Source organism: Methanocaldococcus lauensis, assembly GCF_902827225.1.
GTDB lineage: Archaea > AGJL01 > Methanococci > Methanococcales > Methanocaldococcaceae > Methanocaldococcus > Methanocaldococcus lauensis.
In genome coordinates, this window is the sequence record NZ_LR792632.1 from 781,100 (window position 1) to 799,101 (window position 18,002).

15 protein-coding genes are annotated in these 18,002 nt (G+C 28.2%); 11 read left to right on the plus strand and 4 right to left on the minus strand.

Translation table 11 applies throughout. The features are described from left to right. Nucleotides 1-5: 5 nt before the first annotated feature. The 7 genes from KMP69_RS04390 to KMP69_RS04420 all read left to right on the plus strand — a co-directional run bounded on the left by KMP69_RS04390 (nucleotide 6) and on the right by KMP69_RS04420 (nucleotide 10,426). A complete protein-coding gene (locus KMP69_RS04390) occupies nucleotides 6-3,512 on the plus strand; it encodes a DEAD/DEAH box helicase (RefSeq protein WP_214399261.1) in 3,507 nt (1,168 codons plus the stop codon). 54 nt (nucleotides 3,513-3,566) lie between these two features. Further along, complete coding sequence (hflX, locus tag KMP69_RS04395) at nucleotides 3,567-4,790, plus strand: GTPase HflX (protein ID WP_214399262.1); 1,224 nt, start codon at nucleotides 3,567-3,569, stop codon at nucleotides 4,788-4,790. Nucleotides 4,791-4,802: 12 nt separating this feature from the next. Continuing rightward, on the plus strand, nucleotides 4,803-5,645 hold the full coding sequence (locus KMP69_RS04400; protein WP_214399263.1) for a TatD family hydrolase: 843 nt from the start codon (nucleotides 4,803-4,805) through the stop codon (nucleotides 5,643-5,645). Between the two features lie 782 nt (nucleotides 5,646-6,427). Continuing rightward, nucleotides 6,428-6,979: a UbiX family flavin prenyltransferase gene (locus KMP69_RS04405; RefSeq protein ID WP_214399264.1), complete on the plus strand. Its 552-nt coding sequence runs from the start codon at nucleotides 6,428-6,430 to the stop codon at nucleotides 6,977-6,979. Between the two features lie 32 nt (nucleotides 6,980-7,011). Continuing rightward, the gene (locus tag KMP69_RS04410; protein WP_214399265.1) at nucleotides 7,012-8,367 is read left to right on the plus strand and encodes a signal recognition particle protein Srp54; all 1,356 of its coding nucleotides are present in this window, start codon (nucleotides 7,012-7,014) and stop codon (nucleotides 8,365-8,367) included. Nucleotides 8,368-8,510: 143 nt separating this feature from the next. Beyond that, nucleotides 8,511-10,034, plus strand: a complete 1,524-nt coding sequence (locus KMP69_RS04415) for a homocysteine biosynthesis protein (protein ID WP_214399266.1) — start codon at nucleotides 8,511-8,513, stop codon at nucleotides 10,032-10,034. Continuing rightward, on the plus strand, nucleotides 10,031-10,426 hold the full coding sequence (locus KMP69_RS04420; protein ID WP_214399267.1) for a 4Fe-4S binding protein: 396 nt from the start codon (nucleotides 10,031-10,033) through the stop codon (nucleotides 10,424-10,426). Before KMP69_RS04415 ends, KMP69_RS04420 begins: the two co-directional genes overlap by 4 nt. Here the strand turns inward: KMP69_RS04420 and KMP69_RS04425 are convergent, their stop codons facing one another. From KMP69_RS04425 to pdxT, 3 genes are all read right to left on the minus strand, one after another. Beyond that, nucleotides 10,427-10,684: a tetratricopeptide repeat protein gene (locus KMP69_RS04425; protein WP_214399268.1), complete on the minus strand. Its 258-nt coding sequence runs from the start codon at nucleotides 10,682-10,684 to the stop codon at nucleotides 10,427-10,429. It abuts the gene before it with no gap. 31 nt (nucleotides 10,685-10,715) lie between these two features. After that, a complete protein-coding gene (locus KMP69_RS04430) occupies nucleotides 10,716-12,137 on the minus strand; it encodes an aspartate kinase (protein WP_214399269.1) in 1,422 nt (473 codons plus the stop codon). A 372-nt stretch (nucleotides 12,138-12,509) separates the two neighbouring features. Further along, nucleotides 12,510-13,067, minus strand: a complete 558-nt coding sequence (pdxT, locus tag KMP69_RS04435; RefSeq protein ID WP_214399270.1) for a pyridoxal 5'-phosphate synthase glutaminase subunit PdxT — start codon at nucleotides 13,065-13,067, stop codon at nucleotides 12,510-12,512. 98 nt (nucleotides 13,068-13,165) lie between these two features. Between pdxT and KMP69_RS04440 the strand changes: the two genes are divergently transcribed. After that, nucleotides 13,166-14,089, plus strand: coding sequence for a D-glucuronyl C5-epimerase family protein (locus KMP69_RS04440; protein WP_214399271.1), 924 nt, complete (start codon nucleotides 13,166-13,168; stop codon nucleotides 14,087-14,089). Between the two features lie 12 nt (nucleotides 14,090-14,101). After that, complete coding sequence (locus KMP69_RS04445; RefSeq protein WP_214399272.1) at nucleotides 14,102-14,791, plus strand: metal-dependent hydrolase; 690 nt, start codon at nucleotides 14,102-14,104, stop codon at nucleotides 14,789-14,791. Here the strand turns inward: KMP69_RS04445 and argH are convergent. Then, nucleotides 14,788-16,242: an argininosuccinate lyase gene (gene argH / locus KMP69_RS04450; RefSeq protein ID WP_214399273.1), complete on the minus strand. Its 1,455-nt coding sequence runs from the start codon at nucleotides 16,240-16,242 to the stop codon at nucleotides 14,788-14,790. The genes KMP69_RS04445 and argH overlap by 4 nt on opposite strands. Nucleotides 16,243-16,391: 149 nt before the next feature. On the opposite strand from argH, the gene KMP69_RS04455 reads away from it, so the two are divergent. Both KMP69_RS04455 and KMP69_RS04460 read left to right on the plus strand, forming a co-directional pair. Continuing rightward, nucleotides 16,392-16,700 carry a hypothetical protein gene (locus KMP69_RS04455; RefSeq protein ID WP_214399274.1) on the plus strand — a complete coding sequence of 103 codons (309 nt, stop codon included), beginning with the start codon at nucleotides 16,392-16,394 and terminating at the stop codon, nucleotides 16,698-16,700. Between the two features lie 160 nt (nucleotides 16,701-16,860). Then, nucleotides 16,861-17,943, plus strand: a complete 1,083-nt coding sequence (locus KMP69_RS04460) for an ATP-binding protein (protein ID WP_214399275.1) — start codon at nucleotides 16,861-16,863, stop codon at nucleotides 17,941-17,943. The last annotated feature ends 59 nt before the right edge of the window (nucleotides 17,944-18,002 follow it).

The window sequence follows — 18,002 nt, forward strand, 5'->3', positions numbered from 1 at the left end:
TTTTAATGGAAAAAGTTTTAAATGTTTTGAAGGATTTTGGTATAAAAGAACTTAGACCTCCTCAAAAAAAGGCATTAGATAGAGGACTTTTAAATAATAAAAATTTTTTAATTTCTATCCCAACTGCCTCTGGAAAAACGCTAATTGGAGAAATGGCATTAATAAATCATCTTTTAGATGAGAACAAAAAACCAACTGGTAAAAAAGGAATATTTATAGTTCCATTAAAGGCATTAGCATCAGAAAAATATGAAGAATTCAAAAATAAATATGAAAAGTATGGTTTAAGAGTAGCGTTATCAATTGGAGATTACAGTGAGGAGGAAGATTTAAGTAATTACGATTTGATTATAACCACTGCAGAAAAACTTGACTCTCTTTGGAGGCATAAAATTCCTTGGATTAATGATGTTTCAGTTGTAGTTGTTGATGAAATTCATTTAATCAATGATGAATCAAGAGGAGGAACTTTAGAGATTTTATTAACTAAATTAAAGGAATTGGATATTCAAATTATTGGCTTGTCTGCCACAATTGGTAATCCTGAGGAATTGGCAGAATGGTTGAATGCTGAACTTATAGTTGATGATTGGAGACCAGTTGAGTTAAAAAAGGGAATTTATAAAGAAGGAGTTATAGAGTATTTAAATGGAAGTTGTAAGAGGATAAAAGTTGAAAATAATGATATATACAGTTTAGTAGTTGATTGTATAAAAGATGGAGGTTGTTGTTTAATATTTTGTAATACGAAAAAAGGGGCGGTTAATGAAGCAAAAAAATTAAATTTAAAGAAATTTTTAACAGATGAAGAAAAGATGAAATTAAAGGATATTGCTGAAGAGATTTTATCAATATTAGAACCACCAACTGAAATGTGTAAAACCTTGGCTGAATGCATTTTAAATGGAGTAGCATTTCATCACGCTGGTTTAACCTATCAACATAGGAAAATTGTTGAAACTGCTTTTAGAGAGAGGTTAATTAAGGTTATTTGCTGTACTCCTACACTCTGTTTAAATGCAAATACTGAAATATTACAAGAAAGTGGATTTAAAAAGATTACAGAATTGAATAAAAATGAAAAGGTATTTGCATTGTGTGGAAAGGAAATAAAACCAGTTAGTGGATGGAAAGTTCATAAAACTCCACAGCATGAGTATAATATTGTTATAAAAACAGTAAATGGATTAGAAATTACTACAACTCCTAACCATATATTTTTAGTAAAGAATGGAAAAGAGATTTGTGAAAAAGAAGCAAGGGAGTTAAAAGTTGGAGATTATGTGGCAACTGTTGATAAGATAAGAATTAAGGAGAAAGATATTGGTTTATCTAATGGAGACCTTTACTTCATTGGATACTTTATAGGTGATGGCTACACAGGAGTTATAGAGAAAAATGTGTTTAAAGGCTGTCCTGACCTTGCATTTAATCCAAAATATCCACCAAATTTTGATGACTCTGAACTTCACAAAAAATATTTTTTGAAATGTAGGATATCAAAAGGTGTTGCTCATTATAGATATTCAAAAAAGCTAAGAAAAATTTTTAATAAATTAAATTTACTCACAAAAGATAACAAAAATATTGATGCATTTTGTAATCTTCCGTTGGAAAAGTTATCATACTTTATTGCAGGATTGTTTGATAGTGATGGATATATAGACTTAAATAGAAAAAATATTGAGTTTTACTCAATATCTGAAAAGCTTATCAAGAAGTTGCAGTTTGTATTGTTAAGATTTGGGATTCACAGTAGTATTAGAAAAAAGAAAACTAAATGTAAAGACATTTATGTATTGACAATTAGAGACTTTATAAGTATAAAAAGATTTTATGAAAATATTCCACTAAGGCATAAGGAAAAAAGAAGAAAATTGGAAGAAATTATAAAAAGTAAAGAAATTGCCAAGATATGGTGTGATTGTGGATTTAAGGTAGATTTGACTATGTTTAAGCCAAGAACCAAACATCAGGAAGAACTAAATAAAAAACGAGTAAAATTACTTTTTGAACTATTGAATGGTAAAAAATTGGTTACCAACTATAAAGATTATTATTCAAAAAGAAAAAACTCACATTTTGATTTTATTATAAGAGAGAAAGTAGGTGGAAATAGGAAGGGAGTATATTATTCTCTAAATGATAAAGGTAGGATTTTAATGAATCTTCTTAATGAAAATATAAAAGATAAGAAGAATTTAGAAGAAATGTATAACTTCTTAGCAAATCTTGAAAAATGTCCAGTTTGTGGCAAACCAATCCACAAAGAGATGAGGCATAGTTGGAAAAAAGAATGTTATGATGGAGATATATATTGGAGTAAAATTAAGGAAATTAAAAAAATAAAAGTAAATGACAAATATGCCTATGACATAGAACTTCCTGATGATGGAAGTAATAGCCATTATATTGTGGCAAATGGTTTTATAGTGCATAATTCTGCTGGAATAAATTTGCCTTGTAGAAGGGTAATAGTCAAAGATTTAACGAGATATACAAATAGAGGTTTAAGATACATTCCAATTATGGAAGTTCAACAGTGCATAGGCAGAGCTGGAAGACCAGGATTAGACCCTTATGGTGAGGGAATAATTATAGCAAAAGGTGATAGAGATTATTTGAGGGCGTATCAGATATTAACCCAAAAGCCAGAGCCAATATATTCAAAACTGTCAAATCAACATGTTTTAAGAACTCAACTTTTAGGATTAATATCTACTGGATATATTAAGGATGAGTATGATTTAGAATCGTTTATAAAAAATACATTTTATGCTTATCAATATGGAAATTTAAGAGAGGTTGCTAAAAATATTTACGAAGTGATTAATTTCTTAGAAGAAAATGAGTTTATTGTTGATTTTGTTCCAACAGAATTAGGAAAAAAAATTTCTGAACTTTACATAGATCCATTATCTGCCAAATATATTATAGATGGATTAAAAGAGATGGAAAAAGAGGAAGATTTATATTATTTATATTTAGTTTCAAAAACCTTAGAGATGATGCCAAATTTAAGAGTTTATAGATCTGAAGAGTTTGATTTAATCAGTGAAATGGAATATTTTGGCATAAAAAACTTTGATATAGAAGATTTAGAGGCGTTTAAAACTGCTAAAATGCTTTATGATTGGATAAATGAAACTCCAGAAGAGAAAATTTTGAAGAAGTATAAGATTGAGCCAGGAATTTTAAGATACAAGGTAGAAAATGCTGTTTGGATTATGCACGCTTTAAAGGAAATAGCTAAGATACTAAATAAAAATACTGATATTCCTGAAAAGTTAGAGATAAGATTAGAATATGGAGCTAAAGAGGATATTATTGAGTTATTAAACATAAAATATATTGGAAGAGTTAGAGCAAGAAAATTATACAACGCTGGAATTAAATCTATTGATGATATAATAAATAATCCTTCAAAAGTTGCTCAAATTATTGGAGAAAAAATAACTAAAAAGATTTTAAATGAGTTGGGAGTTAAATATGAACAGCAAAAATTATTATAAAAAGAACAAAATTTATATATTGGATTTTTGTAATATTTTATTAAAAAATAAAAAATGGAGGGAGAGAAGATTAAGGCAATCTTAATTTTAAGAAAAGATCATAAAAATGATAATAAAAGTATGGAGGAATTGGTAGAATTGGCAAGTGTTCTTTACGAACCTGTGGAAACAGTAATTCAAATAAGAAAACCAGACCCAAAATATCAAATTGGTTGTGGATTAGTAGAAAAGTTATCTAAAAAAATTAGAGAAAAAAATATTGACATTGTTATATTTGGAAATAAATTAACTCCATCACAAAAATACAACTTGGCAAAAAAATTTAAAGTAGAGGTTATTGACAAAATAGAACTTGTTTTGAGAATATTCTATAAGCATGCGAGAACTAAAGAGGCACAACTACAGGTTAGATTGGCAGAGTTGCAGTATGAACTACCAAGGGCGAGGGAAAAGGTAAGATTGGCTAAGATGGGAGAACAACCAGGGTTTGGTGGTTATGGAGATTACGAAGTTGAAAAATACTATCAAAAAATAAAAAGAGAGATAGTTAATATAAAAAGAAAATTAGAAAAGGTTAAGGAGCATAGAAAAATAACAAGAAAAAGTAGGGAAAAATTTGATACTGTTGGATTAATTGGATACACAAATGCAGGGAAAACAAGTTTATTGAATGCTTTAACTGGAGAAAGAAAAGAAGCAAAGAATCAAGTTTTTACAACATTAACTACAACTACAAGGGCTATAAAGCATATTAAGAGAAAGATATTGGTTACTGATACTGTTGGTTTTATAGATGATCTACCACCATTTATGATTGAGGCGTTTTTATCTACAATAGAGGAAAGTGCAAATAGTGATGTAATATTAATTGTTGTAGATGCCTCTGATGAGATTGATGAAATTAGAAGAAAGTTAAAGGTATGCCATGAAATTTTAAGTAAAATTAACTGTAAGTCTCCTATAATAACCGTATTTAATAAAGTAGATAAAATAACTGAAGAAAAAAAGAAGTTAATTTTAGAAAAGTTAGACAGATACATTGTAAATCCTATATTTGTGTCTGCAAAGTATCACATAAATATAAATAAATTAATTGATATGATTATGGATAAGTTAAATCTTTCAATTGGAACAATAGAGACGGATAATCCTAAATTAGTATCTTACTTATATGAAAACACTGAAATTATTGAGGATATTATAGATGATAATAAGCATATTATAACATTTAGAGCAAAAGAAAGAGATGTAAATAGAATTTTAAAAGTATCTAATTAAAAGGTGGTTAATTTGGATATATTGAAAAATCTACCTGTTACAGATAACCATATTCACGTTGATGATGTAAATGGTTATGGGGCCATAAAAGTGGCTAAAATATTCTATAATGCTGGAGGAAAGGTAATGATAGTTTTAAATAAGCCAACATTTGATGGACATTTAACAAGATCAATGGATATTTTAGTTAGAGATGTAGAGAAAATAAATAAAGAGACTCCAGTTAAAGCCTTTGGATTAGTAGGAGTACATCCTGCTGAATTAACTTATCTAATGAAATTTATGAGTTTAGAGGAAGCAAAAGAAAAAATTATTAACGCTTTAAATTATGCAAAAAAACTTGTGGAAGAGAATGATTTTATTGTTGGTATTGGAGAAGTAGGGAGACCACATTATAAAGTTAATGATGATGTTTGGAAAACTTCAAATGAGATTTTAAAATATTGTATGTCTTTGGCAAAAGATTTAGACTGTGCTATTCAAATTCACGCTGAGAGTTCTACAGAAGAGCAATTTAAAGAATTTTCTGAAATGGCTAAAAAAGTTAATTTAAATCCTGAAAGGGTTGTGAAACATCACTGTGGAGATATGGTAGTAGAAGGAGAAAAGTATGGTATATTTCCATCAATTTTAGCTTCAAGAGTTAATGAGAATGTTGTTAAAAAATCTCTAAGATTTGTAATGGAAACTGACTACATAGATGATTTAAAGAGACCAGGAGTAGTTTTGGGGATAAAAACAGTTCCAAGAGTTACAAGAAAATTAATTGAAAAAGATGTCTTAGATGAAGATAAGGTTTATAAAATTCATAAAGAGAATATAGAAAAGATTTATAAGATTGATTTAGATCTTTAAATGCAATTTTTTTATTTTTGCATATTAAAATGGTTTTCAATCCTTTTGAGAATTTCTTTTATTTCAATTAATGTCTCTGTTTGCTTATCTAACTTATCAAGGAAGAAATGTTTCCATCCTTGTTTTAATAAACCCATAGGAGGGTTTCACCCTCCTATTGGTATACCCCCAGAGTATTCTATTTTTTATTTGTTATTCCTTGTTTTAATGGACTAAGTATTCAAATCCTACCAACTATTGCTTATTCTATATTCAAACTCCTATATAAATCTTTCTTTTAACACTCGATTTTTCTGACTGCCTGATTATCAAAGTATTTATAAGAGTAAGAAAGGTTGTGCAATAATTTTATAAATACAATACACAACCACAAACAAAAATCTCAATAATTAAAAGTTATTTTATATCTTTAAAAATAAAATCAAACTTAAAACACATAAAATAAAAACAAACAATCAAAATCTCTAAAAAATCTAAATTTTAATCAGAAAAAATTAGTAATACTTTTTACTAATTTTCTAGTACCAAATCCAAACAACCCCTTTATAAAAGCAAGAAAGTAAAATTAAAAAATCTAATATATATATTAAAAACTTTATTTACAACATATTCTTTCTATTAACTCTAATATCCATAGGGAATTTCTCATTCTCAATAATATCAAAAATTAAATAAATAAATTTATTGGCTTCTTCAAAATCTTTTTGTTTAAATTAATTTTTATATAGAAAAAGTAGTGAATGTAATAAATAAAATAACGATTAAAATTTTATGGTGTAACAATGAAAATTATAGTTTGCATAACCGGAGCAAGTGGCGTTATCTATGCAAAGAGATTGTTAGAAGTTTTAAAGGATAAAGTAGAAGTAGATTTAATTATATCAAACTCAGCAAAAAAAATAATTAGAAAGGAGTTAAATATTGATTGGAAAGAGTTAATAAAATTTGCCACAAATTATTATGAAAATGATGATTTTTTTTCACCAATTGCCTCTGGCTCTAATAAGTTTGATGCAGTCATAGTTATTCCTTGCTCAATGAAAACACTATCAGCAATTGCTAATGGATATTCATCAAATTTAATAGTTAGAGTTTGTGACATTGCTTTAAAAGAGAGAAGAAAATTAATTATTATGCCCAGAGAAATGCCATTAAATAGCATACATTTAGAAAACATGCTAAAATTGTCAAACTTAGGGGCTGTAATAATGCCTCCTATTCCAGCGTTTTATCACAAACCAAAAAACATTGATGACATAGTTAATTTTGTTGTTGGAAGAGTTTTAGACATTTTAGGAATAGAAAATAATTTATTTAAAAGATGGGGTGAATAATTTTAAAAATTAAGAAAATAGTGGTGATGTTTATGCTCGATAAATTAGGAGAGAGTTTAAATAAGGCATTAAATAAATTAAAAATGGCTACATTTGTTGATAAAAAATTAATAAAAGAGGTTATTAAGGACATTCAAAGGGCTTTAATTCAGGCTGATGTTAATGTAAAATTAGTTTTAAAGATGAGTAAGGAGATTGAAAGAAGAGCCTTAGAGGAAAAAACTCCAAAAGGTTTATCTAAGAAGGAGCATATTATAAAAATTGTTTATGAAGAATTAGTTAAGTTGTTGGGAGAGGAGGCAAAAAAATTAGAGTTAGATCCAAAAAAGCAAAATGTTATTTTATTGGTTGGTATTCAGGGTAGTGGTAAGACAACTACTGCCGCAAAGTTGGCAAGATATATTCAAAAAAGAGGATTAAAGCCTGCATTAATAGCGGCAGATACATATAGACCAGCGGCGTATGAGCAATTAAAACAACTGGCTGAAAAAATCAATGTTCCTATATATGGGGATGAAAGTAAGAATAAATCACCAATAGATATTGTTAAAGAAGGAATGAATAAATTTAAAAAGGCAGATGTTTTAATTATAGATACTGCTGGAAGACATAAAGAGGAAAAGGGTTTATTAGAAGAGATGAAGCAAATTAAAGAAATAGCCAATCCAGATGAGATTATCTTAGTTATAGATGGAACTATTGGACAACAGGCTGGAATTCAGGCAAAGGCATTTAGAGATGCAGTTGGAGAAATTGGTAGTATTATAGTTACTAAATTAGATGGTTCTGCCAAAGGGGGAGGGGCTTTAAGTGCAGTTGCAGAAACAAAAGCTCCTATAAAGTTCATTGGAATTGGAGAAGGGATAGATGATTTAGAGCCTTTTGATCCTAAAAAGTTTATATCAAGACTGTTAGGAATGGGAGATTTAGATAGTTTATTAGAAAAGGCGGAAAATATAATTGATGAAAAAACTGAGGAAAGTATAGATGCAATAATGAAAGGAAAATTTACATTAAATGAACTTTTATATCAATTAGAGGCTCTTGAAAATATGGGATCAATGAAAAAAATTTTAAGTATGATCCCAGGATTTGGAGGAGCAATGCCTAAGGAACTATCAAATTTAACAGAATCTAAAATAAAAAAGTATAAGGTAATTATAAGCTCAATGACAAAAGAGGAGAGAGAAAATCCAAAGATAATTAAATCTTCAAGAATTAGAAGAATAGCAAGAGGTTCTGGAACTTCTGAAAAAGATGTTAGGGAAGTTTTAAGATATTATGAAATTACAAAAAACGCAGTTGATAAATTAAGAAAGGGTAAAATGCTCAAAATTGGAGGACCATTAGGACAAGTTTTAAGACAGTTAATGTATAGAGACATTTAATTATTCCTATTTTCCATCTATTCTTACCTTATGGATGTATTTTATTGTTTTATTTTTTTATTTGAAAATATTTTATGAAAATTTTTATATGCTATATATTAAATACTTTCAAATAATCTAAAAATCTTTTAGAGGTTAGAATTATGAAAACAATTCAGGAAATTAACGAAAAAATTAAAAAAGGAGAGGCAGTTGTAGTAACGGCGGAAGAGATGATAAAAATCGTAGAAGAGGAAGGTAGCAAAAGAGCGGCTGATTATGTTGATGTTGTAACTACAGGAACTTTTGGAGCAATGTGTTCATCTGGTGTATTTATAAACTTTGGACATTCGGATCCTCCTATAAAGATGCTAAAAATATATTTAAACAATGTTGAAGCGTATGGTGGTTTAGCGGCTGTTGATGCATATATTGGAGCTTCTCAACCAAATGAAGATCCTGATATTGATATCAATTATGGAGGAGCACATGTCATAGAGGATCTCGTTAGAGGAAAGGAAATTGAACTATATGCAGAAGGATATACAACAGACTGCTATCCAAGAAAAGATGTAAATGTTAAGATTAGTCTAAAAGATGTTAATCAGGCTATTATGGTAAATCCAAGGAATTGTTATCAAACATACGCGGCGGCAACAAACAGTAGAGAGGAGAAAATTTATACTTATATGGGAATACTACTTCCAGAATACAGTAATGTTCATTACTCAGGGGCTGGACAACTAAATCCTCTACAAAATGACTATGATCCTCAAACTAAGTCTTATAATACAATAGGTATTGGGACAAGAATATTCTTAGGAGGAGGAGTTGGATATATAATAGGAGAAGGGACTCAACATAATCCTCCATTTGGGACATTGATGGTAAAAGGAGATTTAAAAACAATGGATCCAAAATTTGTAAGAGCCGCTACAATGCCAAGATATGGAAGCACATTATATATTGGAATTGGTGTTCCAATACCTGTTTTAAATGAAAAAATTGCTGAAAGATGTGCAATTAAAGATGAAGATATTGAAGTGCCAATTTATGATTATGGAGTTCCAAGGAGAGATAGACCATTAGTAGCAAAAACTAATTATAAAGAGTTGAGAAGTGGAAAAATAACTTTAAGGGTTAATATAGATGGAAAAGAAGTTGAAAAAACTGTAAAGACTGGGCCAGTATCAAGTTATAAAATGGCAAGGGAAGTTGCTGAAACATTAAAAAAATGGATTTTAGATGGAAGATTTTTATTAACTGAAAGAGTTGATACCTTAGGAAGAGCCGAATGTAAGCCAATGAAATCTCCAATTACTTTAGTTAGAGATATACTAAGTAAGCCACCAATAGTTGCGCCAAGTAACATAACAATAATGGAAGCTGCTAAAATCCTAATTGAACACAATATAAACCACTTACCAATAGTTGATGAGTACGGTAAATTAATAGGAATTATAACATCTTGGGATATTGCCAAGGCATTAGCACAAAACAAAAAAACAATTGAGGAAATTATGACAAGAAATGTAATTACCGCCTATGAAAATGAGCCTGTTGATCATGTAGCTAAAAAAATGAGTGAGCATAACATTTCAGGAGTTCCAGTTGTTGATGAAAATAGAATAGTTGTAGGAATTATTACATCAGAAGATATTTCAAGACTATTTGGGGGGAAAAAATGAAGAAAAAAATATTCTATTGGACAGATTCCGAGCATATAAATAAACCAGTTATCTCTGACACTATTTTAAATACCGGAGTGAAAATAAATATTTTAAAAGCAAAAGTAGAGCCTCAAGAGGCATTTTTAATATTAGAGTTATTTGGTAGTAAGGAACAAATTGAAAATGCATTAAAATATTTATCAAAATTTGGAGAGATTGAAGAAATTTCTAAAGTTATAAAAAGAGATTTAGAAAAATGTGTTCATTGCGGATGCTGTATAACACAATGTCCATTAAATGTGATTTATTTGGATGAAGATTATAATGTAGTTTTTAAAGAAGAGGAATGTGTTGGATGTAAAAACTGTATGAAAGCCTGTCCATTCAAAGCTATTGAGATTATTGAATAATTATTTCTTTTTAATGTTACAATTAATGTATCTTTCTATTGATAAACCTATTATTAAGCATTCTCTTGCCTCTTCATATCTTCCTAAAATTCTTAATGCTAATGCTTTGTTATAATATGCATCTCTATAAAATGGATTTAATTCTATTGCTTTATTAAAATATTCTAATGCCTTTTTTACATCTCCTTTATTTCCAACCTCAACGCCTTTTTTATAATAATAAATTGCCTTTTCATTATTATCTTTGTTATTTTCCATATTAGCACCAAAATTAAAATTTATAAAGTATTTACTGATTAGATTTTTCAATAAACTTTTCGTGTAATTTTCTAACACAATTTATCAAATCCTTTTCATCAATAACAAAGGAGATATTTACCTCAGAGGAACCTTGGGCTATCATCTTTATATTTGCTCCACTTTCAGAAACTGCTGTAAATATCTTCCCTGCTATGCCTTTAGCCCCTTTCATCCCAGCCCCTACTACTGAAACAATACAGACATCTTTATCTACCATAACATCCCTAATTAAATTGTTGTTTAAAAAGCTCTTCTTTCCAAAGTCGCCAAATTCTTCTTTTAATGCTTTTAATGCTTTATCAACATCTTCCTCACTAATTACAATTGAAATGTTAGTTTCAGATGAACCTTGACTTATTAGGATGACATTGACATTATACATCCCTAACGCTTTAAAGATTCTTGCTGATGTGCCACTAACTCCAACCATTCCAGCCCCAAATATGTTTATAAGAGCTACATTTTTTATTGTAGATATGGCTTTAACAATGTTGTCACTCATCTCTATATCATTAGTTATTAGAGTTCCTTCATTATCTGGTTCAAATGTATTTTTTACCAATATAGGAATGCCCTTTTCCATTGCTGGCTCAATAGTTCTTGGATGTAATACTTTTGCTCCAAAGTATGCTAATTCCATTGCTTCAATGTAACTAAGTTTTGGAATCCTTTTTGCGGTAGGAACTAATCTTGGGTCTGTTGTATAAACTCCACTAACATCTGTCCATATTTCTATAATGTCAGCATCTAATCCATAGCCAATTAGAGCGGCTGAGTAATCACTTCCTCCCCTACCTAAGGTTGTTATATTTCCTTCTTCAGTAACCCCAATAAATCCTGTAACTACTGGAATAATCCCCTCTTTTAATAAAGGAGTGAGGGATTCTTTAACTTTGAGTTTTTTAACTCTTGCATTTCCAAAATTATCATCTGTTATAATCCCTGCCTCTCCACCCTCTAAGGCTATAGATTTTTCTCCCAAATCTCTAATTGCTCCACATAATATTGGAGATGACAATCTCTCTCCAAATGATAAAATGTAATCTCTTGATTTTGGGGTTAATTCCCCCAAGTATGCTACTCCTATTAAAACCTTCTCTAATTCATCTATTCTACTATCAATTATTTTTTTTACATCTTTTTTAATTTTTTCAGATTTTATAGATTCTTCAATTGCCTTGTAATGTTTTTCTTTTATGAAGTTTATAAAATCACTTATTTTATCAATATCTCTAATATTTAATGCCTGTTGAGAAATCTCAATTAAAGCATTTGTAACCTCACTCATTGCAGATACAACTACTACAACATCTTTATCCTCCTTTTTTCTATTAACCACTATATTAGCTACATGCCTAATCCTTTCTCCAGAACCAACTGATGTTCCTCCAAACTTCATTACAGTTACCATAATTACACCAAAAAATCTTTTAGATTTTGAAATAAAAATTAAGAATATTTTTAAAAGTTTTATTGCATATATAATTGAAAGTTTCGTATAATAATCACACAAAAAATTTTAGAACAAATATTTAAAATTTTCTTTAAATATAAGAATACCCTTATTTTTTGTTATTCTATTAGTTTATACTTAAAATAGTATTATTTTACTAAAAAAACTCTAAATTATCCTATTACAGACTTTATTTTATATACATTTTGTGGATTAATAATAAAGAAAAATAAAATATATAAATATACAAATTGATAAAACATAAAAATTTCCATCCCCAGGGGTCTAAGTTTTAAACCCATAGGGGCTCTGCCCCCTATGGAACAAAATTTATTTTACACACTTTTCAACGAAGTATTTATAAACTTTATAACCATCATCTGAGAGCTCTGGATGGAAGGATAAAGCCATATATCTTCCTTGTCTAACTCCAACTATTTTATCTTCATCTCTTGCAATAATTTCTACATCGTTACTTAAAATTTTATCAACTACTGGGGCTCTTATAAATACTCCATAAACTTTCCCCAAATCTTTAAATTCAATTTCTTTTTCAAAACTATCTTTTTGCCTTCCATAGGCGTTTCTTTTTACAGTAATATCCATTAATTCTAATAGTATTTGATTAAGCCCAGTGCCTTTTGATAATAAAACCATTCCAGCGCATGTTCCTAAAATTGGCAGATTGAAGTTTTTTATTTTTTCTAATAACCCATACTTTTTCATTAATTTTCCTATAGTTGTACTCTCTCCACCAGGTATTATTAATGCATCTATCTCTTTTAAATCTCCAACTCTTTTAACTTTCTTTGGCTCATATCCTGCCTTTAAAATTGCCTCTTCATGTTCTTCTACATCTCCCTGAATGGCTAATACGCCAATAACCATAATCTACCATCCTCTTTTTTCTTTCACAATTATATAAATATCAAAACATACACATAATATTACTAAAATTACTAATATAAATACTAATGTGTGAAATTATGCTTAAAAATATCAAGATATGTTTTCTAATATTTATAATTACTATATTATCTTTTATTTCTGGATATATCGTTGGAGTCTCACAGCCCATGTATTCTGAAAATCCTATTATTCAGTATTTCAAAAATCCAAAGCCATTTTCTGTTGAAAATGTCAATATTCCTATAACCTATTACGGAACAATAAAAGGAAAATACATTGGCTATCAAATAACTCCTCACAATGTAAATGAAGAGGCAAGAAAATGCTTTTATAAATACTTTAAATTAAAGGATAAAGATCCAGAAGAGGCTGAAAAATATTTAAGGAGAGGTTTATTTCTAACTGAATATTTAATTTCTCAATCAGAAAAAGAAACTGTAAATTTAAATGGAAAAAATATTATCTTTATTATTTGGAGGTATAATTTTGATTTTCCAGAGTATAATTTATCAAAAGGTTGGGCTGGCTCACTATGTCAGGCAGGATGCATGAAAACTTTGTATTTAGCATATAAATGTACAGGTGATAAAAGGTATTTAATCTTAGCAAAAGAGGCGTTAAATGCCTTTATAGTGCCTGTTGAAAAGGGAGGTTTATTAAAAATAAGAGTAAAAGATAATAAAACTTACTATTGGTATCCAGAGTATGCATCAAAAAATCCACCTTATGTTTTAAATGGATTTATAACCTCTGTTATTTGGATTGGAGAGTTTGCAAATGAAACAAATGATAAAGAGGCATATCTCTTATATAAAGAGGGATTAAAATCAATAAAATCTTTTCTATCAGAATACGATGCAGGAGATTGGAGTTATTACGATGCGTTAAAACATAGATGTAATGAACATTATGAACATCTCCAGAGATTACAGATGTTGTATCTATATAACATAACTAAGGATAAAATATTTTTAAAACACTACAATAAATGGAAAGAATAAATTGGGATAAAAATGAACTGGAAGGGACATGTAATTTTAGGACTTATATTTGGGTTACCTTTTATTTCTTCCCCAGAACAGATATTTTTAGTTTTAGCTGGAGCATTGTATCCTGACTTAGACCACGATGTTAAAGAGGATATTGTAAAGAGAGGAATTATTATTTCTGGAGGAATTGTATTAATTAATATTTTACTTTATTTTTTTAAAAAGAGTTTATTTAATATTGATTTATTTGTTTTAGGAGTTTCAGTTTTTTTAATCTTTTTAATTCCATATTTTTCAGAGCATAGAACTTATACTCATACTATTTGGTCATTGTTCTTTGTATCTATAATTATTGGTTTTTTATCTTACAAACTTTCATTTATTTCAAAGGTTTTTGCTGGATTAATATCTTTGTTAATGGTTACTAATGAAGTTTTATTGGGAAAAATAATAATATATGCTGTTTTTGTATGGGCTATTTTAGATATTATAAATCTAAATCCAAATATTAATGGTGTTTTACATTACATATTACCAGTTGCTGTTGGTTATTATTCCCATATAGTAGGAGATTCCTTAACACCAGCGGGTGTTAGAGTTTTTTATCCAATATCTAACTATAAATTAAGAAAAAAAGGAGGATACATATTAATAATATTCTGGCTAATTTTTGTTATATTGTTTTGTGCTAAAAATTTAAATCTTATAGGTTAAATTTCATAGGACAGAAGATTTTCTTTAATTTTATTTATCTTATTAATTTTTTCATTTACTTCTTTTTCATATTTTTCTAATCTCTCTTTAAATGCCTTTATTCTTTTTTCAACTTCCTCGGGGGAAGGGCCTCCAATAACATTTCTCATTTTGACATTTTCATAAGGATCTAATGCCTTTTTTATCTTTTCTTCATCTACTTTCAAATTGTATTTTTGTAAAACCTCTTTTATAACATCCAATATACATCTCTTTTCTTCAATTGACTTTCTAACAACTTCTCCAACGATTCCATGGGCGGTTCTAAATGGTATATTTGCCCCTCTAACTAATGTGTCAGCCAATTCTGTAGCAGTAGAATAATTTGCATATGCCAACTCTCTCATTCTATCTTTATTAACTTTTAAAGTTTTTAACATTCCATGAATCATTTTTATTGTGTCTATTGTAATATATACGCTCTCCCATAAATTAGGAGTAATTTCCTGCAAATCTCTATTGTAAGTATTTGGTAATGCCTTTAATATTGTTAATGCAGTAACTAAATTTCCATTTAATTTGCAAAGTTTAGCCCTTGCAATTTCAGCAACATCAGGATTTTTTTTCTGAGGCATTATAGAAGAGGTTGAACAATACTCGTTAGCAATTTCAACAGTTCCAAACTCATAAGTTGAAAATAGAACTAACTCTTCGCAAATTTTTGATAAGTTAGTTCCCAATATTGCTAAATCAGCCATAACTTCCAATATAAAATCTCTTGCAGAGACACCATCCATTGAGTTCTCTATTAATTTGTCAAATCCTAAAAGTTCCTTTGTTCTCTCTCTATTAATTTTAAATCCAGTTGTTGCCAACGCTCCACAACCTAATGGAGAAATATTAATTCTTTTATATGCATCAAATAATCTCAATATATCTCTTTCAATTGCTGAAACATAACTTAATAGATGATGAGCAAATGTTGTTGGCTGAGCGTGTTGTAAATGAGTATATCCAACAGTTAAAGTGTGCTTATGCTCATCTGCCAAGTTTAATAAATCTTTTAGCATATTAATCAATAATTTAATAATTTCTAAAACCTTATCTCTCAATGCTAATCTTAAATCTGTTGCTACTTCATCATTTCTACTCCTTCCAGTGTGCATTCTTCCAGCAACATCTTCACCAAGTTTTTTAATTAATTCATTTTCAATAACCATATGTATATCATCTAAGGAAGGGTCTAAGTTTAAACTTTCTATTCCATTTTTGTAAATTTCTTTCAAACCTTCAATAATCTTTTTTGCAGTATCTTTATCTATAATTTCCTCCTCATAAAGCATTATTACATGGGCTATATCACATAAAATGTCTGTCTCAAAAATTTCTTTGTCAAAATCTAAACTTGTTGTGTATTTTGCTACATCTTCTTTAATAGAGCTTCCTAATCTTCCTCTTCTCAAAATGTTCATACTTCTCACCATATCTTGTGTGTTATTTTAGATAATTACAAAAATTGATATTAAAATATTTTAGCATTTGATATTCAATGTTAGTATGGATAAAAAAGAAATTGAATTAAATAAGGTTTTTGTTATTATATAGTTATAAAATTACAATAATGGATAACAAAATATTTAATAATAAGATTATATTTTTGGAAATATTTCTAATTGGTGTAGCAACAGTAATAGCATCACATTACAATAATGAATTTTTTTTAGTAATTTTAGGAATAATATCATTGCCAATTGCTGTGATAGTTCTTATTAAACTATTATGCTATATGGAATATACTCAAAATAAATCAAATGGATTAATATATAAAATATCAAAAGCAATTTTAATAATTATGATTTTATTACTCATATTTGTTGAAATTTTAGTAATATGCGTTATTATTATTAAATTTACTAATGTGAAACCATGAAAAACTTGCCTATAATATTAACAATCCTCATCTTCTCAATAGATTTAATATCTGGCTTTATACTCATAAACGATTTTTCAAAAAACTATAAAGGAGAAGATATAATCAAATTTTATATTAATAATATTTTTTATTGTTATAAGTAATTAGGTGTGATATAATGAAACTCTTCAATAGAGAAAAGGAGATAAATGAAATCCTCCATATTATAGAAAGAGAGCCAGATGACATTTATTTTATATTTGGACCTATAAATTCAGGTAAAACAGTTCTAATTAATGAAATAATAAACAATAGATTAGATAGAAATAAGTATGTAGTATTTTATATAAATCTTAGAGGGATTTTTATCTCTAATTATGAGGACTTCATAGAGGTTTTGTTTGAAGAATATAGTGAAGATAAGAAACCATTAGAAGTTATTAAAAGTATAATTAAAGACATTCCAGTAGTTAGTGGAATTCCAATACCCAAAAATACATTAAATGAATTATTGGATAAAAAAACTCCTAAAAATGTTTTCAAATATATTACTAATATATTGCTGGAGTTAAAAAATCAAGGAAAACAACCAATTTTAATTATTGACGAATTACAAAAAATAGGAGATATGAAAATTAATGGCTTTCTTATTTATGAACTATTTAATTACTTTATTAATTTAACTAAAGAATTACATCTCTGCCATGTCTTATGTATATCTTCTGATAGTTTGTTTATTGAGAAAGTGTATAATGAGGCAATGCTTGACGGTAGAGCTAAATATATCTTAGTGGATGATTTTGATAAGGAAACTGCCTTAAGGTTTATGGATTTCTTAGCTAAGGAAATATTAAATAAATACCTCTCTGATGAAGAAAAAGAATTAATCTATAGTTATGTTGGAGGAAAAGCAAAAGATATAAAGTATGTTGTTGAAGAAAGTAAATTTAAGGATTTGAATGATGTTTTAGAGTATATGCTTAAAGAAGAAATGTCAAAATTAGATATGTTTTTAGATATGTTGGATTATTCAAAGCCAAAGGTAGAGATTGGAGATGAAACTATAGAAATTAAAAAAGAAGATATAGTAAATGCTTTAAAGTTATTTAAAGAGAATTATGTAATCTCGAAAAAAGAAATTTCTCCTCCTGTGTATATCTATTTGATTAAGAAAAACATCCTTTTCTTAAATCCTATAGAAGGTACTTTAAAACCTCAAAGTTATTTAATCTGGAATGCTATAAAGAGAGTTTTATCTTAAATAATAAAAATTCTTATATATTAAAATTTCTAATGGGGCAAATTATTTAGTATATAAAT